The organism is Sphingomonas sp. 28-62-20 (genome assembly GCF_002281505.1).
This window is the reverse complement of the sequence record NZ_NCGH01000027.1, coordinates 1-24,261: the sequence shown is the minus strand read 5'-3', so window position 1 is coordinate 24,261 and position 24,261 is coordinate 1. Positions and strand designations below refer to the sequence as shown.

Genomic DNA, 24,261 nt, shown 5'->3' with positions numbered 1-24,261 from the left:
CCATGAGAGAACGGCACGCTTATGCGGTCTGGACTGGCGCCGTCCTGTTAACGATCACGGCATTGTTTCACTTCACCGGCTATTTCGAGATCCCCGCTGCTCGATCCGACGCGGGATTGCCCAGTTTCTTTGACGCTTCGCTTCGGCCCCTTTGGCTGTTCGCCAGCCTCCATTGGCTTCTGACAGCCGCTATATGCGTCTTGGTGACTAAGGCCGAGCCAGTTATCGCTCGATCGATCCTGCTTAGTTGCGCCGCAGTCGTGATCCTGGATGCGATGCTGCTTTACTGGTTCATTGGCCCCTTTATCGGCGAAGCCTTGCTAGCGGCTGTGGCGCTGCTGATGGTGATCGGCGCTTACCGATCTCCCACCGGTGTCAAAGCCCAAGGGGTATGAGACCAGCCGAAGAATCGGCGTTCTACCCGGCGGCACCCAAAATCCGCGATCTTATCGCGCGGCGATGCGCGCATCGATCGGGCCATAGCCGCCGCCACCCGGCGTTTCGATCACGAAAACATCGCCCACCAGCATGTCGGTGCGTGCCGACGAGGGGAGAATTTCCACCCGGCCATCGGCGCGTTCGATTGAACTGCGACCGCAGGCGCCATCCGCTCCACCGGCCAGCCCGAACGGGGCAATGCGGCGACGATTGGCGAGGATGGTGGCAGTCATCGGCTCGCGAAAGCGCAGGCGGCGGATCGTGCCATCGCCGCCGGGCTGCGCACCATCCCCGCCAGACCCTTGGCGGATCGCAAAGCGCTCGACCAGGATCGGGAAGCGTTGTTCGATTACTTCCGGGTCAGTGATGCGGCTGTTGGTCATATGCGTCTGCACCGCCGCCGTTCCGGGAAAGTCGGGGCCCGCGCCTGATCCCCCGGCGATCGTTTCGTAGTACTGCCGCGTGCCATCGCCGAAGGTGAAATTATTCATCGTCCCCTGCGCCGCCGCCATCGCCCCGAACGCCCCGAATAGAGCGTCGGTCACGACCTGGCTGGTCTCAACATTGCCCGCGACGACGGCAGCTGGCCATGCGGGGTTGAGGATCGAGCGTTCGGGCAGCACGATCTCAAATGGCGCCAGGCAGCCATCGTTGAGCGGGATCGGCTCATCGACCATCACCCGCACGACATAGAGCAATGCCGCGCGCGCGATTGAGGCGGGGGCGTTGAAATTATCGTCGCGCTGCGCGCTGCTACCGGTGAAATCGACGATCGCGCTGCGGTTTGCCTTGTCGATTGTGACGCTGACCGCGATCACCGCGCCATTGTCCATTGCATAGCTGAACTGGCCGCCCTCGATCCGATCGAGCAGCCGACGCACCATCTCCTCGGCATTGGCCAGGACATGGCCCATATAGGCCTGGACGACGGCCAGCCCGTGCTCGGCAACCGTTGCCCGAAGTGCTTCGGCGCCGCGCGCGCAGGCGGCAATCTGCGCCCGGATATCGCCGACATTCTGGTCGATGTTGCGCGCCGGCCAATCGCCCGAGCCGAGCAGCGCGCGCAGTTCCGCTTCGCAAAGCCGTCCGCCATCGACCAGCAGGAAATCCCTGATCAGCACGCCTTCGTCTTCGATACGGCGGCTGTCGGCGGGCATTGATCCCGGCGTGGTCCCGCCGATATCGGCCTGATGCCCGCGCGCGGCGACATAGAAAGCGGGCATGTCGGCTTCAACAAACACCGGCATGATGATCGTGACATCGGGCAAATGCGTGCCGCCGTCATAGGGATCGTTGAGTGCATAGACATCGCCCGGCCGCATCGTCCCGCCGCGATTGGCGATGATCGTGCGGATGCTCTTGCCCATCGATCCCAGATGCACCGGCATATGCGGTGCGTTGGCAATCAGCTTGCCGCTCGCGTCGAACAGCGCACAGCTAAAGTCGAGCCGCTCCTTGATATTCACTGACCAGGCGGTCTGCTGCAACGCCACGCCCATCTGCTCGGCGATGCTCATGAACAGATTGGCGAACAACTCGAGCCGCACCGGATCGACCTGCGTGCCCGCCGCCACCCGATTTTCGCGGCGGACGACGCGGTCGAGAATCAAATTGGCCTGCGCGTCGATCGTCGCACGCCAGCCTGGCGCGACAAAGCTGGTGCCGGAGGCGTCGACGATGATGATCGGTCCCATCGCCGACCAGCCGACCGGCAGACTCGCCCGGTTGAACAGAGTCGCGGCAACCCTTGCGCCGTCGATATGTAGGTCGATGGGTTCGGCCACTGGCTCCCCCAGACCAGCGGCAAATTGCACCGACGCGGCTGTCGATCGGCCAATCGCTTCGGCCTCGCCCGCTTCGATGATCAGCGGCGTGTCGGGATCGAAAAAGCCGAATCGCGTCGCGTGGGCGTCGGCAAAGCGTCGGCTCAAATCCGCAAAGGGCGCTGCATTGATCGTCAGCGCCGAATCCGCGCCAATATAGCGCACCCGCAGCCGTCGCTCGACGCGATCGATCGCCACCGCCTGCTCGGCCAGCGCTGATGCCGCGTCTGCAGCCAGCCGGTCGAGCACCGCCACGACCTCGGCCTCGCGATCGATCGGCAGGGCGATCGTCGCCTCGCGCACAACGCGGTGCGCGGCCATCCCCATGCCGAAGGCGGAGAGCACCCCGGCAAGCGGATGGATCATCACCCGGTCGATGCCCAGGATATCGGCGATCGCGCAGGCATGCTGTCCCCCGGCGCCGCCAAAACTCGCCAGTGCATAGCGCGCCAGATCATGCCCGCGCTCGACCGAGATCGTGCGGATCGCGTTCGCCATTGCGTCATTGGCGATGTCGATGAACCCGGCGGCGAGGGCTTCGGGTGTGGATCCGACCTCTTCAGCCAGTGCCGTGAGCCGTGCACGCACCACTGCCAGGTCAATCGGCTGATCGCCACCCGGCCCGAACAGCGACGGAAAATGCGCGGGCTGCAGGCGCCCCAGCAACAGATTGCAGTCGGTAATCGTCAGCGGCCCACCGCGCCGGTAACAGGCCGGTCCCGGATTGGCCCCGGCGGATTCCGGCCCGACGCGCAGCCGCATGCCATCGAAGCGGCAGATCGACCCGCCGCCCGCCGCGACCGTTTCGATCTGCAGCATCGGCGCGCGGACGCGCAGCCCCCCGACGATCGCCTCGCCGGTCCGCTCGAGCTGACCGGCATGATGCGAGACATCGGTCGAGGTGCCGCCCATGTCGAAGCCGATGACGCGATCGATCCCGGCCAGCCGCGCGGTCTCCGCCATGCCGACGATGCCGCCTGCGGGGCCCGACAGGATCGCGTCCTTGCCGCGAAAGGCGCCTGCGCTCGCCAGCCCGCCATTGGATTGCATGAACAGCAATTCGGTATCGCCCAGCGCCGCAGCAACGCGGCTGACATAGCGATCCAGCACCGGCGACAAGTAGGCATCGACCACGCTCGTTTCGCCGCGCCCGATTAGCTTGATCAATGGGGTGACCTGATGGCTGACCGAAACATGGGTAAAGCCGACTGCGCGGGCGATTTCGGCTAGTCGCCCCTCATGCGCGGTGTAGCGATACCCATGCATCAGCACGATCGCGAGCGCGTTCAGCCCGCTGGCGAACGCCTCGGCCAGCGCTGCGCGTGCCGTTTCCTCGTTGAGCGGCTGGAGCACTTCCCCCTCGGCGGTGACGCGTTCGTCAATCTCGATCACGGCGGCATAGGCCTGTTCGGGCAGCACGATATGCTTGGCAAAGATATCGGGCCGCGCCTGATGCCCGATCCGCAAAGCGTCGCCAAAGCCGCGCGTGATCGCCAGCAGCGTCGGCTCGCCCTTGCGTTCGAGCAGCGCGTTGGTGGCGACCGTCGTGCCCATCCGGACCATATCGACATCGGCAATCGTCGCCCCGGCGGCGGCCGTCATCCGGGTGATCCCCTCGACTACGGCATCGTCATAGCGCGCATCCTGCGACAGCAATTTGGCGGTGCGGATCTGGCCGTCGGGCAACCGCGCGACAATGTCGGTAAAGGTGCCGCCGCGATCGATCCAGAACTGCCAGCCGGTGTGCGCCATCGGGCCCCTTTGCCAATGTTGGCGGTTAATGCAAAGTCTCCGGGGCAAAGTCTCCGGGGCAAAGTCTGCTGGGCAAAGGGCGCTGGCTTGAATGGGCAAGGCCGGTTAGGCTCGGGCCGATGGGCAGGGGCGAACAGGTCGGGGCGATTTCATAAATGCTGGTGCTCGCCGGTATCGCGGTGATCGCGCTTGGCTTCCTGCTGCGGTTCAACCCGCTGCTCGTGGTGGCGGTGTCGGCGCTGGTGACGGGGCTCGCCGCCGGGCTCGATCCGCTCAAGATCCTCGCGGTCTTCGGCAAGGCGTTCAACGATAATCGCTTTGTCAGCGTGGTCTATATCGTTCTGCCCGTGATCGGTCTGCTCGAACGGCACGGGCTGCAGGCGCGCGCCGCCGCCCTGGTCCGGCGGCTGCGCGGCGCCACGCCTGGCCGATTGCTGGCGCTCTATCTCGTCTTTCGCCAGTTCACGGCGGCGCTTGGTCTGGTTTCGATTGCTGGCCACGCACAGACCGTACGCCCGCTCGTCGCGCCGATGGTCGAGGCCGCGGCCGAGACCGAGGCTCCCGGCGCGCATGATCCGGAAAAACTGCGCGCGCTATCGGCTGCCACCGACAATATCGGGCTGTTCTTCGGCGAGGATATCTTCATCGCGATCGGGTCGATCTTGCTGATGAAGGGCGTGCTGCAGGGCTATGGGATCACCGTTGAACCGCTGCAGCTGTCGGTCTGGGCAATCCCCACCGCGATCGCGGCGCTGTTGATCCATGGTACGCGGTTGTTGTTGCTTGATGCCCGCGCAAAGCGACGCCGCGCATGATCGGGCTCAATCTTGTCTATTTGGTCGCGGGCACGACCTTTCTGGCCTTTGCCGTGCTTGGCGCGAGCGGCAGGCGCTGGAGCAATGCCGCGTTCCATCTCCTGCTCGCGATCAGCCTGTTGCTGGGCGATGTCATTGGCGATCTCGGTAATGGCTTACTGGTCCTCACGCTGATCGCGGTCGCTGCCTCCGGCAGGATGCGCGCCCGCCGCACCGACGATATCGTCGCCGTGCCGCCACGCGGTTCATGGCTGTTCGCTCCTGCGCTGATCGTGCCCGTAACCGCGCTGATCGGCACCCTGGTGTTCAAGCAAATCCCGTCGATCATCGATCCCAAACAGGCGACGCTGGTCGCGCTTACCGTTGGCGTGCTGTTCGCGCTCGCCACCTGTTACGCTTGGCTAAGGCCAGCCCCCGCTGCTCCATTTCGCGAAGGGTTGCGGCTAATGGACGATATCGGCTGGGCAGCGGTGTTGCCGCAAATGCTCGCCAGCCTGGGTGCGGTGTTTGCTATTTCGGGCGTGGGCGAGGTGGTCGGGGGGATCGCTGGACAGGCCATTCCGCAGGGCAGTCTGATCGGTGCGGTGATCGGCTATGGGCTTGGCATGGCGCTGTTCACGATGGTGATGGGCAACGCCTTTGCTGCTTTCCCCGTGATGGCGGCGGCGATCGGTCTGCCGCTGCTGGTGCAGGCGCATGGGGCTGATCCCGCCCGCGTCGCCGCGATTGGCATGCTTGCCGGGTTCTGCGGTACGCTGATGACCCCGATGGCCGCCAACTTCAATCTCGTGCCCGCCGCCTTGCTCGATCTCAAGGATCGCAGCGGCGTGATCAAGGCGCAGATCCCGACCGCGTTGCCGCTGCTGGTGTTCAACATTTTGCTGCTTTGGCTGGTGATCCGATGACAATCCTCGACGCGGCACTCGCTGATCGGTTCGCCCGGCTCACGCTTGGTCATCTCGGCCAGGAATATCCGCACAAACTCGATCAAGTGCTGAATGGCCCCGCCGACGTGGCAACCCCGTCTGCGCTGCATCCGATTTTCTACGGCAGCTTTGACTGGCACAGCTGCGTCCATGGCTGGTGGCAGATATTGCGTCTGGCGCGGCTATTCCCCGATATGCCCGTCGCTGCTGATATTCGCGTCCGTGCCGATACGATGCTCACCGTCCAAAAGGTCGCGGTCGAAACCGCCTATCTCGCGCGGCCAGGCAGCGCTGGGTTCGAACGACCCTATGGCTGGGCCTGGGCGCTGGCCTTGCATGGCGAGGCGATGCAGCACGATGATTCCTTTGGGGCACCCTGGGGGCCGGCGCTGGAACCGCTGGCGCGCGCCTTTGCAGCGCGATTCACGGCGTTCCTGCCCAAGCTGACCTATCCGATCCGCACCGGCACGCATGGCAACACCGCCTTTGCCCTGCTGCTCGCGCATGAATGGGCAGACGTCCATGATCCAGCGCTTGCCGACCTGATCGTGGCGCGAGCGCATGACTGGTTTGCCGATGACCGCGGCTGTCAGGCCTGGGAGCCGGGCGGGGATGAGTTTCTGTCATCGGCATTGAGCGAGGCGGCCTTGATGAGCCGAGTGCTCAATCGTTCTCAGTTTACCGTCTGGTTCGGCGATTTCCTTCCGCACCTGGCACAGGGCCAGCCAACAACGCTGTTCACCCCGGCTCATGTTTCTGACCGCAGCGACGGCAAGATCGCGCATCTTGATGGATTGAACCTCAGCCGGGCATGGGCGTGGCGGATCATCGCCGCGGCGCTGGGTGATCAGCATCCAGTCCACGCCATCGCGCAGCGTGCGGCAACGCACCATATCGCCGCCAGCCTGCCGCATATCGCCGATGATTATATGGGCACGCATTGGCTGGCGACCTTCGCCTTGCTTGCCCTTTTGCCGCCGCCATCGGTGTAGGTCAGGCGCCACAGCCGCGCCTCAAAACGCCCGGCGCAATACCCGCGCTGAAGGGGGCAATGAGGACCATTCCCGATTTGGCACACTGCGCTTTCGATGACCCAGCATCGAACAATCGTCATAAGCTGTAGCCATGATCCCGAGGGGGTACCCTATCCTTGCTTGCCCTGAAGGTACGGAATTCCCGGATTGAGTGAGCTAATTTGATCAACAGGCAGGTTTTTTTCGATGCGAGCGGCACGCGTTCGCGGTGGACGACTCGCGCCCTGATTTTTGGCTATCTCGCCCTGTTTGGCCTCATCGCCATTTTTTCAGCGACCGTCTTCGATCTGCCTAAGCCCGATCCACTCTCGCTGTCGCTGCAAAACGCCCGGCCGCGGTCGTCAAAGCCATTGCCGCCGGGCGCTATGCCCGATCTGGGCAGCGCGATACCCGTGCAAGCGCCGCCCATGCTGGCGCCCGTTCGGGTTGCTCGATCGGCGGCGCCGATCCGGGTCGGCTTCTATGTCCCTTGGGATGATAACGGCGCCGCGTCGCTGGCACAGAATAGTGGCCAATTGGACTGGGTCGTCGCGGGGCTCATTTCTGTGGTGGGGCCAAGACACGAGCTCAACGTCGCTGCCGATGAGCGGCTCAATGCCGCGCTGGCGGGCACCAGGCGACCCGTCGAGCTCTTCCCGATGGTGCAAAATGCGGTGGAGGAGGATTGGGACGGTAACGGCGCCGCCGCGCTGCTGGCCGATGCGGGCGCCCGCAACACGTTACTCGATCAAATCAGCAACCCGCTTGCCGATCTGGGTGCCGCCGGGGTGGTGTTCGATTTTGAGGAGCTGCCCCCAGCGGCGCTGCCGGATTATCTGCGCTTGATCGAGGCGGCAAAGGCCCGTTTTGCAGCCCGCAACTTGCAGGTGGTTGTCGTGGCACCGCCAGATAGTTCCGATTGGCGGCTCGCAGCGCTTGCCCGCGTTGCTGACAAGGTGATCGTCAAAGCTTTTGACGAACATTCGGCCAGCAGCGGCCCGGGGCCGATCGCCAGCCAGCGCTGGTTCACCGTCCAGTTGATGCGGGCACTGTCCGCCATCCCGCCGGACAAACTGATCTTGGCGGTCGGCAATTTTGGCTATGATTGGGGTACCAAAGGCGATGCAGCGCCCATCTCTGTCGAAGAAGCCTGGCTGATCGCTCGCGACAGCATGGCACCCATTCGCTTCGACCCCCGCACCGGCAATCCCGTGATTGCCTATGAGGAGGATGATCAACCGCATACGGTTTGGCTGCTGGATGCCGCGACGGCGTGGAATCAGATGAAAGCGGCCTATGCGTCCGGCGCGGCGGGGATCGGCATTTGGCGCCTCGGCACGGAGGATGGCGGGATATGGCGGGTCCTGCGATCGCTGGATCGGGATACACCGCCCGACATTGCTGTCCTTCGATCGACCTCCAATGTCGATGTCGAGGGTCGGGGGGAAATCATGCATATCGCCGCGGTCCCGACGAACGGTCGCCGGGCGCTGACCGTCGACCGCGATAGCGTGATCGTCGATGAACGCTATCTCAGGCTCCCCACGCCCTATGTTATCCGTCGCACGGGCGATCATCCGAGCTATGTCGTGCTGACCTTTGACGACGGGCCCGATCCGGTCTGGACGCCGCAGGTGCTCAACATCCTGAAAGAGAAAAAGGCGCCGGCAACCTTTTTCGTGGTCGGTCAAAATGCGCTCGGCCAACGCGCGCTGCTCAACCAGATCGTTGCCGATGGCCATGAGCTCGGCAATCACAGCTTTACCCATCCCAACATCGCCAATGTGTCGGGGGTTCAGGCGCGGCTGGAGCTGAATGTGACGCAGCGTCTGGTCCAGGCCTATACCGGGCGATCGATGCGGCTGTTCCGCGCGCCCTATTTCGGGGATGCCGAGGCATCGACGGCGGGCGAATTGAATGCCGCCCTGATCGCGCAGGAGAGCGGCTATACCAATGTCGGGCTCCATGTTGACCCCCAAGACTGGCAGACGCAGTCGGCTGACGAGATCGTTCAATCGGTCATTGCGCAAGTCGAGGACCGTTCGGGCGACGAGACCCGTCAAATCATCCTGCTGCATGATGGCGGCGGCGATCGGCGCCAGACCATATCGGCGCTGCCCAAAATCATCGATGAACTCCGCGCGCGTGGGTTTCAGTTCGTCAGTGTGGCGACACTGGCCCGGTTAAGCCGCGAAAATACGATGCCTCCGGTCGTTTCTGGGGAGATGATCGCGGTGCAGGCCGATACCGGGCTGTTTATGCTGTTGTCGGCATTGGGCCAGGCACTGACCTGGATATTCCTCGCCGCGATCCTGATTGGCATGGCGCGCGCCCTGATCATGACCAGCCTTGCCTTTCTGCAATATGACCATAGCCGCCACCAAGCGCGGCCGCCGATCGATCCATCGCTGCTGGTGACGGTGATCATTCCGGCCTTTAACGAAGAACGCGTCATCGAAGCGGCGGTGCGGCAGGTGCTGGCCAACCGCGACGCGCATATTGAGGTTTTTGTCGTCGATGACGGATCGACCGATGCCACTGCAGCGATTGTCCGGGCCGCCTTTGGCGACGATCCTCGGGTTCAGCTGATCTCCTTGCCCAATGGGGGCAAAGCAAAGGCGCTCAACCATGCCATCGGCCTGGCGCGTGGCGAAGTGTTGATCGCGCATGATGCCGACACCTTGTTTGGCACGGATACCATCGCTCGACTTGCACGCTGGTTCGCCGACCCGCGGATTGGCGCGGTTGCGGGAAATGTGAAGGTTGCCAATCGGGTCAATCTGATCACGCGCTGGCAGGCGATCGAATATGTCACGTCGCAGAATCTGGAGCGGCGGGCGTTGGCGGCGGTCAACAGCATCACTGTTGTCCCCGGCGCCGTGGGGGCGTTCCGGCGCGCGGCCCTGGTGCCAGGCTATCCCGAAGACACGATGGCTGAGGATCAGGACCTGACGATCCGGATCCAGCGCAACGGATGGAAAGTGATCTATGATCCATCCGCCATGGCCTGGACGGAGGTACCCGAAAGCTTTGGTCTGTTGGCCCGCCAGCGGTTTCGATGGGCATTCGGGACGCTGCAATGCCTGTGGAAGCACCGGTCAATCCTGTGGACCTTCAAGCCAATTGGCTTGGCCCTGATCGGCATTCCCCAGGCGTGGGTCCTGCAGATCGGATTTGCCCTGATCGCGCCGCTGATTGACCTGCTGCTTGTCTTCAACATCACCTCCGCGCTCGTCCAATGGCTCCAGCATGGCGCTGGCGAAGTGCGCGTGGAGGTGGCCGTCTTGGCGCTCTACTGGTTTGGCTTCACGATTATCGACGCGCTGTGTGGCTATGCGGCCTATGCGATGGAGCCGCGTCGCGAACGCTGTCCGGTCTTGTTGCTGATCGCCCAGCGGCTCGTCTATCGCCAGTTGATGTACTGGGCGGTCATCCGCGCGATCATGGCGGCGCTGCGTGGTCCTTCGGTGCGGTGGGGCAGGCCAAAGCGCCGGGGGCAGTTCGGCATCCGCCGTCAGCGGTTGTTCTTCCGGCGCGTGAAATCAATTTGAGCAAGTGGCGACTAGAGTCTGATGACTTTGGATTGGATCAACCCGTACGCCGTTCGCCCTGAGCGAAGTCGAAGGGCATGCGGATCGCGTGGGCTTCGACTTCCCCCGGACCTGATCCGGGGCCGAACGGGTCTGAGGTTGAAGCGACCTAACGTCATCACGCTCTAAATAGCGGCGAGCTGGGGCAAGCTGGCGGGTGGACGCCGGTCAGCGTTGTTTCTTTGTGATCGTCGCCGTGAAATCCGGGTCCTTCTTTGCGACCCAATCGACAAATTTGCGGATGGCAGGATTGGCCAGCAACGCGTCCACATCCAACCCGTAACGCTCGAGTTCCGAATTTGTAAAATTGGCGATCACCGTTTGCTGGCAAATCGGGTGCATGGGCACGACGTCGCGACCACCCCGGCTCTTTGGCACGGGATGGTGCCAGACGATGGTCTCGCCCGTGGGCCGACCACATAGCCAGCACGGTACCGCCTCTACCGGCGCCTCGTCCTTGGGCTGCGGGTCTTCATAGGGGCCATGTTTCGAATGTTTGCGTGCCATGCGCCTGTCTGCAGTCCGTGCGCGCGCTGCCCAAAGCGGACAGCGCGGTGGTCATCCCTACACGAGCACCGGGGAGATACCAGGTCGTGCCGACATGGCCCGTCTCGCCCGGTCGTGGCACCGCGCACCCACGTCAACGGTCAACGCGTGGCTTGGGCCGATCTGCATGCTACAGATGCCATTATGTCAAACGCTCGAAGCAACACCGGCACCGTCGACGTCGATGGTGTCAAATATGATTGGCACCTGCAACGCGAGCCGCAATGGTCCGATGACGATGGGTGGAAAGGCATGACCGTCGCGCTGCTGCAACAGGATACCCAGCGCGCGGCGGTGCTGGAATTTCCCCCGCCCAAGCGCCTGTTAAAGGGGTTGCAGCGCGGGCGTCTTCAGCTTGACGACGCCACTGTTTGTCGCGGCGTGCGCGCGGCGTTGCAGGCGGGGTGGGAGCCACTGTCGCGCGGCAAGCCGATGGTCTTCACGGTAGACGCTGACGGGCGCTGAGGCGTGGCTTCGCGCCAGGCCCTTGTTTTTCAATCAGTGTAGAGGCACCCAACGCGGATGCGCACCGACACGGACGTGGAGACCATGTTGCTGGGACCGGTCCTGGCCGATCGCACGTGCGGCGATTGCACGGCGTGCTGCACGGTGCTGACAGTAAATACGCCCGAATTCTCAAAACCTGCGGGAACGCCTTGCGTCAATCTCCGTGCCGGCGGGTGCGGTATCCATGACGTCCGTCCTGGCATTTGCCGGACATGGTTCTGCGCCTGGCGACGCGTCGCGACTATGCCCGATGCTGCCCGGCCCGATCGATCCGGCCTTCTCGTCTCAATCAATTTCGTTCAAGCGCCGCAGAACTGCTTCGAAGGCGTCTCGATCAACGTCCGCGCACTTGCTGGCAGCGACGCGATAGAGAATGGCATGGCTGCCGCCGTGCTCGACAGTCTGTGCGATCGGCTGGTCCCGGTGTGGTTCAGCGATGGGTCAAAGAAGATGTTGATGCATCCCGACAACGACGTGGCCAGCCTTGTCCTGTCGGGAGATCTTGCCCCTGAACATCTGCAGGATGAAGTGGCGGCGTGGCGCGAGCGCTATGGTGTATTTGCACCAAATGGCTAGGCGTTATGGCGCGTGTGTGGGCGTCGGTGTCACCCTGCGAACATGCTAGAGCACCGCATCGACCATGTCGCCGACGGCCAGCAACTTGCCGCGCGTGACGACCACGCGATCGCCCAGCTTCACGGCCCCAAAGAGCTGGCGCGCAAATGGCGTCGGCACCCCAATGCAGCCATGCGTCATGTATCCGTCTGCAACGGACGTGCCGTGGATGCTGATGCCATCATTGGTCATCCGCAGCATATAGGGCATTGGCGCATCATAAAGATTGGAGACATGATCCGCATCTTTTTCGGTGATCGCAAACACACCCAAGGGGGTCGGTTTGTCGTCGGCACCGTATAGGATCGCCGCCGTGCCGATCTCATACCCGCCGCGAAACACCGATATCGTCTGGGCGGCGAGATCAACCGTGATCATCATGGGCCCATCTGGCGCGCCGCGTTCGTCCCAGTAATGGTCGCCCATGTGCAGCGGGCCTTCGATCGGCAGGATATGCTTGATCAAATAAGCGGTGGGCGAAGCGGTAACAGCATCTGGCGACGGTGAAGCTGGCGGCGTGGCGGTTGCCTCTGCGGGGGATGGTTTAGGCTTCGATCCATCACGGTCGCTGGGGCTGATCGCTGCCAAAGGCACGCGGGACGCCGTGGCCGGTGATGTCAGTGCGCCATTCGCCAGGGCAATAAACGCGCCCACCAGCACCAGCGCGAGGAGGATCATCCCCTTTACCTGGCCACCAAGTCTTGCCTGCTTCATCCCGCTTTGGGTACCGAAACTTGGGGCTAGGACAAGCCCGACATTTGGCGCGTTCCATCGCCGGACACTGGGCTCCCTTGTTAACATTCCGGACACCAGCAGGATTTGCCGCAGGCTGCCGGGGGATTGGCGGGCTGTGGTTGCGTTGACGCTTATGCTGCTTTGTCCCAAGGACGGCGTGTGAACCCGCTCTACGCTAATCTCGGCACCACCATTTTTGAAGCCATGTCGGCGCGCGCGCGGGCCAATGGCGCGATCAATCTGGGGCAGGGCTTCCCCGATGGGCGCGGGCCGGAGGATGTGCTGGCAGAAGCCGCGCGGGCGCTGCTCGGCGAGTCGAACCAATATCCGCCGATGGCGGGCACGCCAGCGCTTCGCCTGGCGGTGACGGATCATTATGCCGCGCATCAGGGGCTCGATCTCGATGCGAGCGAAGTGATCGTCACTTCGGGCGCGACCGAGGCACTGGCGGCGTCAATCCTCGCGCTGGTGTCGCCGGGCGACGAAGTGGTGATGTTCCAGCCGCTCTACGACGCCTATCTGCCGCTGGTGCAGCGCGCGGGCGGCACCGCGCGGCTGGTGCGGCTCGAACCACCCGAGTGGAAGATTACGGCGGCGGCGCTCGCCAAGGTCGTCAGCCCGCGTACCAAGCTGATCATCCTCAACACCCCGCTCAACCCCACCGCGACGATGGCAACGCCAGAGGAGCTCGCGTTGCTCGCCGATTTCTGCGTTTCGCACGACGTCATCGCGATCTGCGACGAGGTTTGGGAGCATGTCGTGTTCGACGGGCGCGAACATGTGTCGCTGATGACGCTGCCGGGTATGCGCGACCGCACGGTGAAGATCGGGTCTGCGGGCAAGATTTTTTCGCTCACCGGTTGGAAGGTCGGCTGGCTCTGCGCCGCGCCTGCGCTGTCGCAGGGGATTGCGAAAGCGCACCAGTTCCTGACCTTCACCACACCGCCCAATCTGCAGGCCGCCGCGGCTTACGGGCTGGGCAAGGACATGGCCTATTTCACCGGCATGCGTGCGGGGTTTCAGCGTTCGCGCGACCGGCTCGCGACGGGGCTGACGGGGCTGGGCTATAAAGTGCTGCCGAGCGCGGCGACCTATTTCCTGTCGATCGACTTGGCAGCCAGCGGCATTACGATGGGCGACTTAGCGTTTTGCGAATGGCTGGTCGAGGAGGCAGGCGTCGCAGCCATCCCGGTCAGCGCCTTCTATGCGCAGGACGCGGTGACCAACGTCGTGCGGCTGTGCTTTGCGAAGGCGGACGAGACCATCGACGGTGCTTTGGAGCGGATGGCGCGGCGACCTTGAGGAAGCGGAGGCTGCTAGAGCCGTGCGGCCGCTCGTAGCGCCTCATTGATGCGCGATTGCCAGCCGGGTCCGGCTGCCTTGAAACTGTCGATTACGTCCTGATCGAGGCGTAGCGACACATGCTGCTTGGTCCGGTCCAGTTTAGGGCGGCCTCGCCTGACCAATGTCTCGCCCTCAAAGGCGTCGGCACCATCCGCCCAATCCTGATCGAGCTTCGGCGCATCATCGGGATCGCTCCAGTTCTCGTCGATAGATTTCGCGTTCGTCATCATCCGCCATTCTAATCGAGATAACGCGAACGGCGTCACCCCTAGGTGTCCAGACACAGACGACCGGCTGACCTTCCAACGCGCCGAGAACGACGTATCGGGTTTCACCATAGTCCCGACGGTCGTCCGTCCGGCTCAGATAGAAGCCCCCAAAAACTTCGGCGATAGCCTCGAAATCTAAGCCTCTGTCGTTGAGCGTCCGTTGTCGTTTAACTGGGTCGTATTCTATCTTCATTGCCATCAAACTCCGAAACACATTTCAAAGTCAGATCCGATGGCCTTCAATTTATGTAGCACGTAAATTGGCGGTTGCAACCGGAATCGCTACAAGCCAAGCTTTCGTTAAATCGTCGCGCTCACGCCCTTTTCCGTAATATACCCCGTCACCAGCCGGGCAGGCGTCACATCGAACGCCGGGTTTGCCGCGCCCGATGCCGTCACGCGGATCGCGCCGCCTTCGCCCTGGACATGCGTCACTTCCTCGCCCGATCGTTCCTCGATCGGCACGTCGGCGCCAGTGGGGGTGGTCGCGTCGAAGGTCGTGCTCGGCAGCGCCACGTAAAAGGGGATGTTATTGTCCTTGGCGGCGAGCGCCTTGAGATAGGTGCCGATCTTGTTGCAGACGTCACCATTCGCCGCGACCCGATCAGTGCCGACGATCACCATATCGACCTGGCCGTTCATCATCAGATGGCCGCCGGCATTGTCGACGATCACGGTGTGCGGCACGCCGTGGCTGGCGAGTTCGAACGCGGTGAGCAGCGCGCCCTGGTTGCGCGGGCGCGTCTCGTCGACCCAGACATGCACCGGAATGCCCGCGTCGTGTGCGACATAGATCGGCGCGGTCGCGGTGCCGTAATCGACCGTCGCCAGCCAGCCCGCATTGCAATGCGTCAGGATATTGAGTGGGCGATCGGGGTGTTGCGCGTGCAGATCGCGCAAAATGGCAAGGCCGTGCGCGCCGATTGCCTCGCTCATTGCAGCGTCTTCGTCGGCAATCTGGTCGGCGCGGGTGAAGGCGGCCTCGGCGCGCGCTTCGGGAGCGAGCGGGCGGACATGCGCCGCGACATCATCCAATGCCCAGCGCAAATTGACCGCCGTTGGCCGTGCTTCGAGCAGAAACTTGTGCGCCGCCTCAAGCCCCGCGTCCGACGCATCTTCGGCCAGCGCCAGCGCCAGCCCGTAAGCCGCCGTTGCGCCGATCAGCGGTGCGCCGCGCGTCCACATTTCGCGGATCGCTCGCTCGGCGGTGGCCGCATCGCGCAGTTCAACCCAGGTGATCTTCCACGGCAGATCGCGCTGATCGAGGATCGTCGCGCCTTTGCCGTCATCGGTGCGACGGATCGATCGGGTGTGGATGCCGTTGAGTTTCACGTTTCTACTGCCTCGCAAAAATCCCGTTTGCCCTGAGCCTGTCGAAGGGCTGCCTTTTCTGTCGACCTAGGAAAAAAAGGCAGGGCTTCGACTTCGCTCAGCCCGAACGGGGAGGGGTTGGTTAGAGGTTTATCTCGTCGAAGCTTGCAATATCCGCTGGCCCGCCGCCCCGATCGATCAGCAGCGCCTGCATGCCCGCCGCCTTGGCCGCATCGGTTTCCGCTGACACATCGGACAGGAACAATATCTCACCCGCTAGCAACCCGATCGCGTCGGCAATGCGCGTATAGGCCACGGCCTCGCGCTTCGGCCCCGTTGTCGTGTCGAAATAGCCGGAGAAGAGCGGCATTAAATCGCCCGCCTCGCTAAAGCCGAAGATCAGCTTTTGCGCGGCGACCGATCCGCTCGAAAACACATAGAGCTTCAAGCCTGCGGCGTGCCAGCGTTGCAGTGCCGCGACCGCATCGGGATAGACATGCCCCTTGAACGCCCCGCCCTTAAACCCCGCGTCCCAGATCATCCCCTGCAGCGTTTTCAGCGGAGTGATCTTGCGATCCTCATCAATCCACCGCGTCATCGTCTCAATCGGGTCGCCGGGCTCGATCGCTTCAACCTCGGCCAGGATCGACGCAACCTGCTCAGGGTGCGCCGCGCAATAGCTGCCCAGCCGCGCGCGCGCATAGGGGAACAGGACGTCTGCCACGAAGGAGATTGACGAGGTCGTTCCCTCGATATCGGTAACGATCGCGCTGATCACTCAGGCGGCGACCGGTTCGTGACGCGGGAAGCGATCGGCGATGTCGTCGCCGGTAAGCGTGGCGATCCAGCCATCGGGATTGAGGAACAGCCGGATCACACTGAAGTGCGGGTTTTCGCCCATATCAAACCAGTGGCGCATGCCGGCGGGTACCGAAATCAGGTCACCCTTGGTACACAGCATGTTGAACACCCGGCCCTGATGGTGGAGCGTGAACAGCCCCTCGCCCTCAACGAAAAAGCGAATCTCGTCCTCGGCATGGGTGTGTTCGGACAGAAACTTGGTGCGGATCGTCGCGCGATCGGGGTGATTGGGGGCGACGGCCATCACGTCGATCGATTGATAGCCATCGGCGGCCACCAGCTGGTCGATTTCGGGCGCATAGGCGATCAGGACATCCTCGGCGCTTGCCACGGCGCGGGTTGGCCAGCGTTCGAATCGTACGCCGATATGGCTAAGCTCGGTCGCGATCAGGGCCGCATCGGCGGTTTCGAGCAGCGCATTGGTGCCGTCAGTCTCGTCGAAAATCTGCAAATGGCTCATTTCATGCTCTCTCTGAAACGGGCTTCGGCGAGTTCGGCGGCGATCATCCATTCGACGCCCTCGATCACGCGTTCCGCCTCGGCCATGTCCTTGCCCCAGCCATACAGGCCGTGGCTGCGGATAAGATAGGCCGGCGGTGGCGATTCGGCCAGCATGGAGGGTTCCAGCGCGGCGATGATGTCCGCCATGTCCTGGCTATTGTCGACGATCGGCAGGTCGAATTGCGCCTCGTGCGTGGTGAAGCCCGGCAGCACCTTCAGCATTTCATGCCCCGCAAGCATGTAGCTGGCGGCGTCGGCATAGGCGCGGCTCATCCCGACAGCCTCAGGCGAATGGCTGTGCAGCACCGCATTCACGTGCGGGAAACGCGCATAGAGCGCCATATGCAGCGCGGTTTCGGCGGACGGTTTCTTGCCATCGAGCGAGCGCCCTTCAGCATCAACCGTCATCACGCCAAAATCAGTCAGCCGCCCCTTGTGCCAACCCGAAACGGTGATCGCGAACCGGCCATCGGCGAGCCGCATCGAATAATTGCCCGCCGTGGCAGGGGCCCAGCCCTTGCTATCCAGCCATCGCCCTGCGGCGATGATCTGCGTCTTCGCCTCGGCCAGGGTCGGTGTTGTCATGGGGTCACTCGGGCAGGGGAAATGGAGCGGGTAACGGGAATCGAACCCGTGTATTCAGCTTGGAAGGCTGCTGTACTACCATTGTACTATACCCGCATTGGACGGTTCGATTACTGTCAAGCGCGCGGCGGCGCAAGCGCAGCGGCGCGATAAGCGCTCGGGGTGGTCGCCTCGCTGTCGCGAAAGGCGCGATTAAAGGTGGCGAGCGAACCGAATCCGGCATCGAGCGCGATCGTCAGGATCGGCACATCTCGCTGGGCTGGGTCGCTCAGCGCGGCTTTGACCTCGGCGAGCCGATAGCCGTTCAAGAAAGCGGCAAAGTTGCGATGGCCAAGGCGTCCGTTGATCGCCCGGCGCAGGCGATATTCGGGCTCCCCCAGCTGCGCGGCGAGCGCTGCGATCGTCAATGTCTCGTCGCGATACGCCCGCTGCTCGGCAACATGCGCCTGGACGCGATTGGCAAGCAGGGCGCTGGCGCTGTCGTCGGCCGGGGGATCGTTCCGTGCCGGTGGTTGGCGGCTTAGAAAGATGTCGCTTCGTCTGAAACCAAGCACTGCGGCGCAAATGCCGCCGGTAACCGCCAGAGTGACCAGGCTGATCGCCAATGACATTGCGGGGGCGGTCCGTTCGATCGATGTCAGATTATTGGCTGCATAGATCAGGTTGATGCCAACGACCGCGCTGCCGGTTGCCCAGACAAAGCCGATACGGACCCGCCGCCGCGCTTCGACAAGATCATTCTCGCGCCCCTGCCAGGCGACCCATAGTCCCGCCAGAGCCAGCCCCAGCCACAGCGCGCGCATCGGCAGGTCGGTCGGCCAGAAATTGCCGCGTTCGGGTGTCCATAGCGCGAAATTGGCGAGCGACAGGACCAGCGTTAAGCCGACCAGCGACCAGCTTGCCCAGCCAAAGCGCGCTTCATCGTTGAACCAGCTGCGGACGAACAACCAGAAAAAGCCGGAGATTGATGCTTCGCCGATCAACAGCACCGCGCTGAATGGCTGATCAAAAGTGGTCAGGCCATGCGCTTCAGCGATCACGCTGCAGGCGACGCCGAAAATCAGCGCGCTGGCCATCCGCGCTGGCACGGTGTGGCGGTGATCGCGCAGCAGCAATGCCGTGATCAGCGCCAAAAGCGAAAGCGCCCCGCCGCGTGCAACAAGATCGAGTTCAGAAAAGCTCATTGGCTGCTGCTGTCAGAGCCCCGTCATGGGCGCAAGCCAGTCATCAAAAAAGGGGCGGGGCAGCCATGTTGGCGCCCCGCCCAGGCAATCACAGGCCGGATGGTGTTGACAGAAGGCCCTGTGATTCGGTTGCGTCGGGACGCGCAGTCACCCGCGCGAAGGTTTCGCGGTAACGGGGGTGCTCGGTCCCCATCAGCCGGTCCCAAAAGGTGAACCAGAAACCGTAATTATGGTTGAACCCGCCGCTATGATGCAGATCGTGATGCGTCGTCGCGCTGATCCAACTGGTCAGGGGCGTTGACAGCCACCAACGCGGGTGCAGCTCTAGCCCGGCATGGGCGGTGACGTTGCGGATGATCTGCACCGTCAAAAAGCTGAAGGTGACGATTCCCGGGGTCGGCACAAGAATAAGCCAAAAGGGGAAAAACATCGCGTTCACCAGCGCTTCGGGCAGCGCAAAGCTATAGGCGGTCCACGGCGTCGGGGTGGTCGACAAGTGATGATGCCGATGGAATGTCTTGAACAACAGCCGGGTGTGCATCGCCCGGTGGGTCCAGTAGAAATAGGCATCATGCCCCAGCACGATCAGGGCGAACATCATCAGATTATAAGCAAAGGGGTGACCGTCGCCGCCATAGGTCATCCAGCCATTATGCTCTGACCAGTCGATCGGAATCGCCACCAGCAGGTAGATGAAGATGGTCATCAGCGAAGAGACGACCTCACGCCGAAAATCCTCGCGGGTTGCGGTGCGCGGCTGAATCTGGCGCGACTTGAAACGGGTTCGCCGCAGCACCCAGATGATGCCCGCCAGCACGCTCGCCGCGATAAAATAGCGGCCAAGTTCGTAGGGCAGATAATAGCGTAAATCATCGACGACGACGTCGATCAAGGATTTGGGGTTCATTGCGAATGCTCCGATGACCGGACGGCTATCGGTCGCGCCGGGCGCTGAATCCGCGCATCGTTCGATTCTGGCTGATCAAATTTGAAAAATGCCCAGTGATTGGCCAGCGGCTTGACGGAATCGCGCGCAACTGGCTGTTGGGAGCCTGATCAGGCGCGGTGAACACATGGCCAAGACAACACAGACGACCGAAACCAGGCAAGATGCGCTTCGTGCGCTTGAAATGCTCGATACAGCGGCGATTGTTGATGCAGCGGCGGAGTTGTTCCTGGGCTGAACGCGGCTTGCCGATGGGCGCGATGCTTCACGGCTTGCTTACCATTGCTGCGCTATCACCGCAGCGATGTTGCACGATCCTTCTTTGGCGCGCGCGGTGGCAACCGATCCGCGACCGGCATCCGCCGTCAGCACCGGGGTTGGCATGGCCGGATTGGCAGGCTTGCTTGCCTGGGTGGTTGTTGCCCGCTGGTTCGGGCTCGATGGGCCCTATTCGGCGCTCGTCAATGTCGCGGCCTGCGGCTTGCCGATGATTTTGTGGTCGGTATGTGTCGATAAGGTGCATCGCCGCCCGACGACCGGCATCGATTGGTCACGCACCACCAGCTGGCGCGAAACGCTCGACATCAGCCTCACTAAACTTGCCGGATTATGGGCGACCTGGGCTGGCATTGCGCTGATTTATGGCACCGCGCGCTTCTATTGGGACCGGCAATGGGCGGACTACCCCTTTGCAATGAACATGCTGGGGGCAGCAGCGCCAATTCTGTTTATCGGCTCGATTCCCTATGTGATCTGGCTCGATCGCAAATTGGTTGCGCCAAAGGATGGTGCCTGGGCGCTGGGCAGCTGGCTGATGGGAACGGGCGAGGCCGATCCGCAGATGATCTTCGCGCATCTGCGCAGCTGGGCGGTCAAGGCGTTCTTCTTTGCGTTCATGCTGGCGATCGTCCCGCCGGGCTTTGGCAATTTCATCCGCGCCGATTGGCAACAGGTGCTGCACGATCCAATCGCGCTGGCCAATTGGCTGATCACGCTGATGTTTGTGATCGACGTCGCCTTTGCGACCGTCGGCTATGCGCTGACGATGCGCCCGCTCGACGCGCATATCCGCAGCGCCAATCCCCATGCCGAAGCATGGATGGCGGCGCTGATCTGCTACCCGCCCTTTTCACTAATGGCCAATGGCGGCGTGCTTGATTACCATCCCGGCACCGCAGACTGGACGCATTGGTATGCCAACCAACCCGTATTGCTGGCGATTACCGGCGTGGTCCTGGTCGGGCTGACGGCGATTTATGCCTGGGCGACGGTTGCCTTTGGCCTGCGCTTTTCGAACCTCACGCACCGCGGGATTTTGACGCACGGGCCCTATGCCTGGTCGCGGCACCCCGCTTATCTCTCCAAAAACCTGTTCTGGTGGATCGCCACTGTGCCGTTTCTCAGCACCGGTTCGCTCGTCGATGCTGCGCGCGCGACGTTGCTGCTGGCGGTGGTGTCGGGCATTTATTACTGGCGCGCCCGGACCGAGGAGAAGCACCTCCGCGACGATCCTGATTATCAGGCCTATTCGGACTGGATGGCGCGCAACGGCCCGGTGCCGCGCTTCTTCGCTTGGGTCTTCGGCCAAAAGCCAGTCGGCTGACATCTTGCTCCCGCGCTGATCGCTGCCTAGGTTCGCGATCCGGTGTCGGGGGGCATGATGCAAAGCGAAGCACAGCAGGCGATGAGTGTCTTCGCCACGCAAATCGGTTCGATCAGCGCCTTTTTTGGGGGCGTCGCCGTGGCATTCCTGGGACTGTTGATTTTCGCCAACACCCGGTCGCGGCTGATGGAAGCCACGATCGGCACCTTTGTCACCGCCGCGGTTTGCTTCATCGTCTCGGCGCTGTCGGCGACGATCCTCAGCGTCGGCCTTCTGCCCGGCGCGTCGCGCGACATCGCCAGCCGCCCCTATCTCGAATCGACACTGCTGCTGATGAATGTCGCGTTTCTGCTGGGCATCATCGCGCTGCTCAGTGGCATCATGTCGAGCGGCTGGCTGCGCAGCCGGTTGACGGGCTATACGACCACTGCCGTTGGTGCGGTCGGTTTGGTCGCGGTGCTGTGGTTGTCGGTGCGCGTTAGCTAGAAGCGCATTTCCTCGTAAATCCGACTGAGATCGCCGCCCCATTCACCGTGATAGCGATCGAGCAGCAATTGCGCCGGCACCTTGCCGGAGCGGACGATCTCGCGCAGCGGATCGAGAAAGCCCGTTTCGTTGCTGCCGCCCGCATCGGTGCGCGCGCGGGCAGCAAGCCCGGCATGCGAAATATCCAGCACTTGCCCAGCGATATCGCGCAACGTGCCACCGCCCGGCAACGGCGCATCAAGCGCCAGCTTGGGCACCGATGAGCGCAATAATTCGCGCTCTTCCATCGACCAGCCCTTGACGAGATCCCAGGCGGCATCGAGCGCGCCTTGGTCATACAGCAACCCGACCCAAAAGGCCGGCAAGGCGCAAATGCGGTTCCACGGCCCGCCATCGGCGCCGCGCATTTCGAGAAAGCTCTTCAGCCGCACCTCTGGGAATGCGGTCGAAAGATGATCGTTCCAGTCATCGGTGGTCGGCAATTCGCCGGGGAGGACTGACAGATCGCCCTTCAAAAAGTCGCGAAAGCTGAGGCCCGCCGCGTCGATATACTTGCCGTCGCGGTAGACGAAGTACATCGGCACATCGAGCGCATAGTCGGTATAGCGGTCATAGCCGAAGCCGTCTTCGAAGACGAAAGGCAGCATGCCGGTGCGCGCCGGATCGGTGTCCGACCAAATATGGCTGCGATAGGAAAGCATCCCGTTCGGCTTGCCCTCGGTAAAGGGCGAATTGGCGAACAGCGCGGTGGCAAGTGGCTGCAGGGCCAGGCCGACGCGAAACTTTTTCACCATATCGGCTTCAGACTGATAGTCTAAATTAACCTGAATGGTACAGGTGCGCAGCATCATGTCGAGGCCCATGCTGCCAACGCGTGGCATGTGGCGCAGCATGATCGCATAGCGGCCCTTGGGCATGATTGGCAATTCGGCGCGGGTCTTGTCGGGCCACATGCCCAGCCCCAAAAACCCGATGCCGAAGCGCTCGCCGATCTTCAGCACCTGCTCGAGATGACGGCCGGTTTCGGCGCAGGTCTGGTGGAGATTATCGAGCGGCGCGCCCGACAGTTCGAACTGCCCAGCGGGTTCCAGGCTGACGCTACCGTCGCTGCCGTTCAGCGCGATGACCTTCCCGCCTTCCAGCACCGGTTCCCAACCAAATTCGGTCAGCGCCATTAACAGGTCGCGGATGCCGCCGGCTTCGTCATAGGAAGGGGCGCGATGATCGTTCAGCGCATAGACGAATTTTTCATGCTCGGTGCCGATTCGCCAGCGCTCAGGCGGCTTTTCGCCCTTGGCGAAGCTCGCGATGAGTTGGTCGCGGTGTTCGATGACCGCCGATTTGCTGTTGGTTACGGTCTTAGTGCTCATGGATCGCGCCTTTAGCCGGGGGCGGGGCGGGACGCTAGTGCTCGTGCCTTGTGCTGCTGAAACCTATTATTGCCAGTCGCCCGCCGTGGTCATCCAAATAGCGACTGCTGCTGCTGCTGCCGTGTCGGCGCGCAGGATGCGGGGCCCTAGCGACATACCGATCGCGGCGGGGTGGGCGCGGATCAGATCGCGTTCGCTATCGTCAAAGCCGCCTTCGGGGCCGATCAAGATGCCGGCCGGTCCGGGGTGCGATCGCATCGCGTCCAAGGCGGGCTGCCCACCGGCTTCGTCCGCAAAAAACAGCATGCGATTGTCAGGCCAGTCGCGCAACAGGGCAGGCAGCTTGATCGGGTCGGTCAGGCTCGGCAGCGCGGTGCGGCCGCATTGTTCGGCCGCTTCGATCATGTGGGCGCGCAAGCGATCAAGGTTCAGTCGATCGACCACCGTCCGCCGCGTCAGCACCGGCATCACCCGATCGACCCCTAATTCGCAGGCTTTTTCGACCAGCCAGTCGATCCGCCCCTTTTTCAGCGGCGCAGCACAGAGCCATAAATCGGGGACAATTTCGCATTCGCGCAGCTTTTCGGTGACGTTCAGCGTCAAGTCGCGCTTCCCCAGCGATTCGACGATCCCCAGCCATTCGCCGCTGGTGCCGTCGAACAATTTCACAGGATCGCCATGTTTGGTCCGCATCACCGCCATTAAGTAATGCGCTTGTGGCCCCTCAACGCGGATTGAACCGGCGACGATGGGCGTCGCCACGAAGAGCCGCGGTGTCGATTGAGGGGGCCAGGCGGGTGTGGCGGGCATAGCGAATCGGATAGCTGATAAGGCCGGTGTCGTCACCGGCAGCACGAAAAATCCGCCTGTTCACCTTTTCCCACCAATCGACTAGGACGGCGGATCGAATAAGGGATTCATTTTTGCATGTCTTTGCCCGCTACCCCGCTTTTGGACACTGTGACCACGCCTTCGGATTTGCGGAAGCTTTCACCGGAGCAGTTGCCGCAATTGGCGGCTGAGTTGCGTAGTGAGGTTATT

23 protein-coding genes and 1 tRNA gene are annotated in these 24,261 nt (G+C 62.7%); 10 read left to right on the top strand and 14 right to left on the bottom strand.

The window, feature by feature from the left end; translation table 11 throughout:
* The first annotated feature begins 2 nt into the window (after positions 1-2).
* Positions 3-395 carry a hypothetical protein gene (locus B7Y43_RS17465; protein ID WP_374132958.1) on the top strand — a complete coding sequence of 131 codons (393 nt, stop codon included), beginning with the start codon at positions 3-5 and terminating at the stop codon, positions 393-395.
* 51 nt (positions 396-446) lie between these two features.
* On the opposite strand, the gene B7Y43_RS17460 is transcribed toward B7Y43_RS17465, so the two are convergent.
* Positions 447-4,013, bottom strand: a complete 3,567-nt coding sequence (locus B7Y43_RS17460) for a hydantoinase B/oxoprolinase family protein (RefSeq protein ID WP_374132957.1) — start codon at positions 4,011-4,013, stop codon at positions 447-449.
* Between the two features lie 155 nt (positions 4,014-4,168).
* Here B7Y43_RS17460 and B7Y43_RS17455 point away from each other — a divergent pair, with 155 nt between their 5' ends.
* From B7Y43_RS17455 to B7Y43_RS17440, 4 genes are all read left to right on the top strand, one after another.
* Entirely contained in the window at positions 4,169-4,828 is a 660-nt protein-coding gene (locus tag B7Y43_RS17455) for a DUF969 domain-containing protein (RefSeq protein WP_374132956.1), read from the top strand.
* A complete protein-coding gene (locus B7Y43_RS17450) occupies positions 4,825-5,733 on the top strand; it encodes a DUF979 domain-containing protein (protein ID WP_374132955.1) in 909 nt (302 codons plus the stop codon). The genes B7Y43_RS17455 and B7Y43_RS17450 overlap by 4 nt, the downstream gene beginning before the upstream one ends.
* Positions 5,730-6,746 (top strand): DUF2891 domain-containing protein, encoded by a 1,017-nt coding sequence (locus B7Y43_RS17445; protein WP_374132954.1) that lies wholly within the window; start codon positions 5,730-5,732, stop codon positions 6,744-6,746. Before B7Y43_RS17450 ends, B7Y43_RS17445 begins: the two co-directional genes overlap by 4 nt.
* 203 nt (positions 6,747-6,949) lie before the next feature.
* Entirely contained in the window at positions 6,950-10,318 is a 3,369-nt protein-coding gene (locus B7Y43_RS17440; protein WP_374132953.1) for a glycosyltransferase, read from the top strand.
* Positions 10,319-10,525: 207 nt separating this feature from the next.
* On the opposite strand, the gene B7Y43_RS17435 is transcribed toward B7Y43_RS17440, so the two are convergent.
* Complete coding sequence (locus tag B7Y43_RS17435; RefSeq protein ID WP_374132952.1) at positions 10,526-10,864, bottom strand: hypothetical protein; 339 nt, start codon at positions 10,862-10,864, stop codon at positions 10,526-10,528.
* 183 nt (positions 10,865-11,047) lie between these two features.
* Here B7Y43_RS17435 and B7Y43_RS17430 point away from each other — a divergent pair, with 183 nt between their 5' ends.
* Together B7Y43_RS17430 and B7Y43_RS17425 are read left to right on the top strand one after the other, a co-directional pair.
* Positions 11,048-11,368, top strand: a complete 321-nt coding sequence (locus B7Y43_RS17430; protein WP_374132951.1) for a hypothetical protein — start codon at positions 11,048-11,050, stop codon at positions 11,366-11,368.
* Between the two features lie 57 nt (positions 11,369-11,425).
* Entirely contained in the window at positions 11,426-11,986 is a 561-nt protein-coding gene (locus tag B7Y43_RS17425; RefSeq protein WP_374132950.1) for a YkgJ family cysteine cluster protein, read from the top strand.
* Positions 11,987-12,031: 45 nt separating this feature from the next.
* Here the strand turns inward: B7Y43_RS17425 and B7Y43_RS17420 are convergent, their stop codons facing one another.
* Positions 12,032-12,739, bottom strand: a complete 708-nt coding sequence (locus B7Y43_RS17420) for a L,D-transpeptidase family protein (RefSeq protein WP_374132949.1) — start codon at positions 12,737-12,739, stop codon at positions 12,032-12,034.
* Between the two features lie 180 nt (positions 12,740-12,919).
* Between B7Y43_RS17420 and B7Y43_RS17415 the strand changes: the two genes are divergently transcribed.
* The gene (locus tag B7Y43_RS17415) at positions 12,920-14,062 is read left to right on the top strand and encodes a pyridoxal phosphate-dependent aminotransferase (RefSeq protein WP_374132948.1); all 1,143 of its coding nucleotides are present in this window, start codon (positions 12,920-12,922) and stop codon (positions 14,060-14,062) included.
* 14 nt (positions 14,063-14,076) lie between these two features.
* Here the strand turns inward: B7Y43_RS17415 and B7Y43_RS17410 are convergent, their stop codons facing one another.
* From B7Y43_RS17410 to B7Y43_RS17370, 9 genes are all read right to left on the bottom strand, one after another.
* Complete coding sequence (locus B7Y43_RS17410; RefSeq protein WP_374132947.1) at positions 14,077-14,334, bottom strand: BrnA antitoxin family protein; 258 nt, start codon at positions 14,332-14,334, stop codon at positions 14,077-14,079.
* Positions 14,285-14,566 carry a BrnT family toxin gene (locus B7Y43_RS17405; RefSeq protein WP_374132946.1) on the bottom strand — a complete coding sequence of 94 codons (282 nt, stop codon included), beginning with the start codon at positions 14,564-14,566 and terminating at the stop codon, positions 14,285-14,287. Before B7Y43_RS17405 ends, B7Y43_RS17410 begins: the two co-directional genes overlap by 50 nt.
* A 107-nt stretch (positions 14,567-14,673) precedes the next feature.
* Positions 14,674-15,705 (bottom strand): S-methyl-5-thioribose-1-phosphate isomerase, encoded by a 1,032-nt coding sequence (gene mtnA, locus B7Y43_RS17400; protein WP_374132945.1) that lies wholly within the window; start codon positions 15,703-15,705, stop codon positions 14,674-14,676.
* Positions 15,706-15,826: 121 nt separating this feature from the next.
* The gene (mtnC, locus tag B7Y43_RS17395) at positions 15,827-16,459 is read right to left on the bottom strand and encodes an acireductone synthase (RefSeq protein ID WP_374132974.1); all 633 of its coding nucleotides are present in this window, start codon (positions 16,457-16,459) and stop codon (positions 15,827-15,829) included.
* Between the two features lie 3 nt (positions 16,460-16,462).
* A complete protein-coding gene (locus B7Y43_RS17390) occupies positions 16,463-17,005 on the bottom strand; it encodes an acireductone dioxygenase (RefSeq protein ID WP_374132944.1) in 543 nt (180 codons plus the stop codon).
* Positions 17,002-17,631, bottom strand: a complete 630-nt coding sequence (mtnB, locus tag B7Y43_RS17385) for a methylthioribulose 1-phosphate dehydratase (RefSeq protein ID WP_374132943.1) — start codon at positions 17,629-17,631, stop codon at positions 17,002-17,004. Before mtnB ends, B7Y43_RS17390 begins: the two co-directional genes overlap by 4 nt.
* A gap of 22 nt (positions 17,632-17,653) precedes the next feature.
* A tRNA-Gly gene (locus B7Y43_RS17380) sits at positions 17,654-17,727 on the bottom strand.
* Positions 17,728-17,747: 20 nt separating this feature from the next.
* Positions 17,748-18,815, bottom strand: coding sequence for a helix-turn-helix domain-containing protein (locus B7Y43_RS17375; protein ID WP_374132942.1), 1,068 nt, complete (start codon positions 18,813-18,815; stop codon positions 17,748-17,750).
* Between the two features lie 88 nt (positions 18,816-18,903).
* Positions 18,904-19,722, bottom strand: a complete 819-nt coding sequence (locus B7Y43_RS17370; protein WP_374132941.1) for a sterol desaturase family protein — start codon at positions 19,720-19,722, stop codon at positions 18,904-18,906.
* Between the two features lie 343 nt (positions 19,723-20,065).
* On the opposite strand from B7Y43_RS17370, the gene B7Y43_RS17365 reads away from it, so the two are divergent.
* Together B7Y43_RS17365 and B7Y43_RS17360 are read left to right on the top strand one after the other, a co-directional pair.
* Entirely contained in the window at positions 20,066-21,364 is a 1,299-nt protein-coding gene (locus B7Y43_RS17365; protein ID WP_374132940.1) for an isoprenylcysteine carboxylmethyltransferase family protein, read from the top strand.
* A 54-nt stretch (positions 21,365-21,418) separates the two neighbouring features.
* Complete coding sequence (locus B7Y43_RS17360) at positions 21,419-21,850, top strand: hypothetical protein (RefSeq protein ID WP_374132939.1); 432 nt, start codon at positions 21,419-21,421, stop codon at positions 21,848-21,850.
* Here the strand turns inward: B7Y43_RS17360 and B7Y43_RS17355 are convergent.
* Positions 21,847-23,220 carry a glutamate--cysteine ligase gene (locus B7Y43_RS17355; RefSeq protein WP_374132938.1) on the bottom strand — a complete coding sequence of 458 codons (1,374 nt, stop codon included), beginning with the start codon at positions 23,218-23,220 and terminating at the stop codon, positions 21,847-21,849. The genes B7Y43_RS17360 and B7Y43_RS17355 overlap by 4 nt on opposite strands.
* Positions 23,221-23,286: 66 nt before the next feature.
* Positions 23,287-24,030, bottom strand: a complete 744-nt coding sequence (locus tag B7Y43_RS17350) for a 16S rRNA (uracil(1498)-N(3))-methyltransferase (protein ID WP_374132937.1) — start codon at positions 24,028-24,030, stop codon at positions 23,287-23,289.
* Positions 24,031-24,261 lie beyond the last annotated feature (231 nt).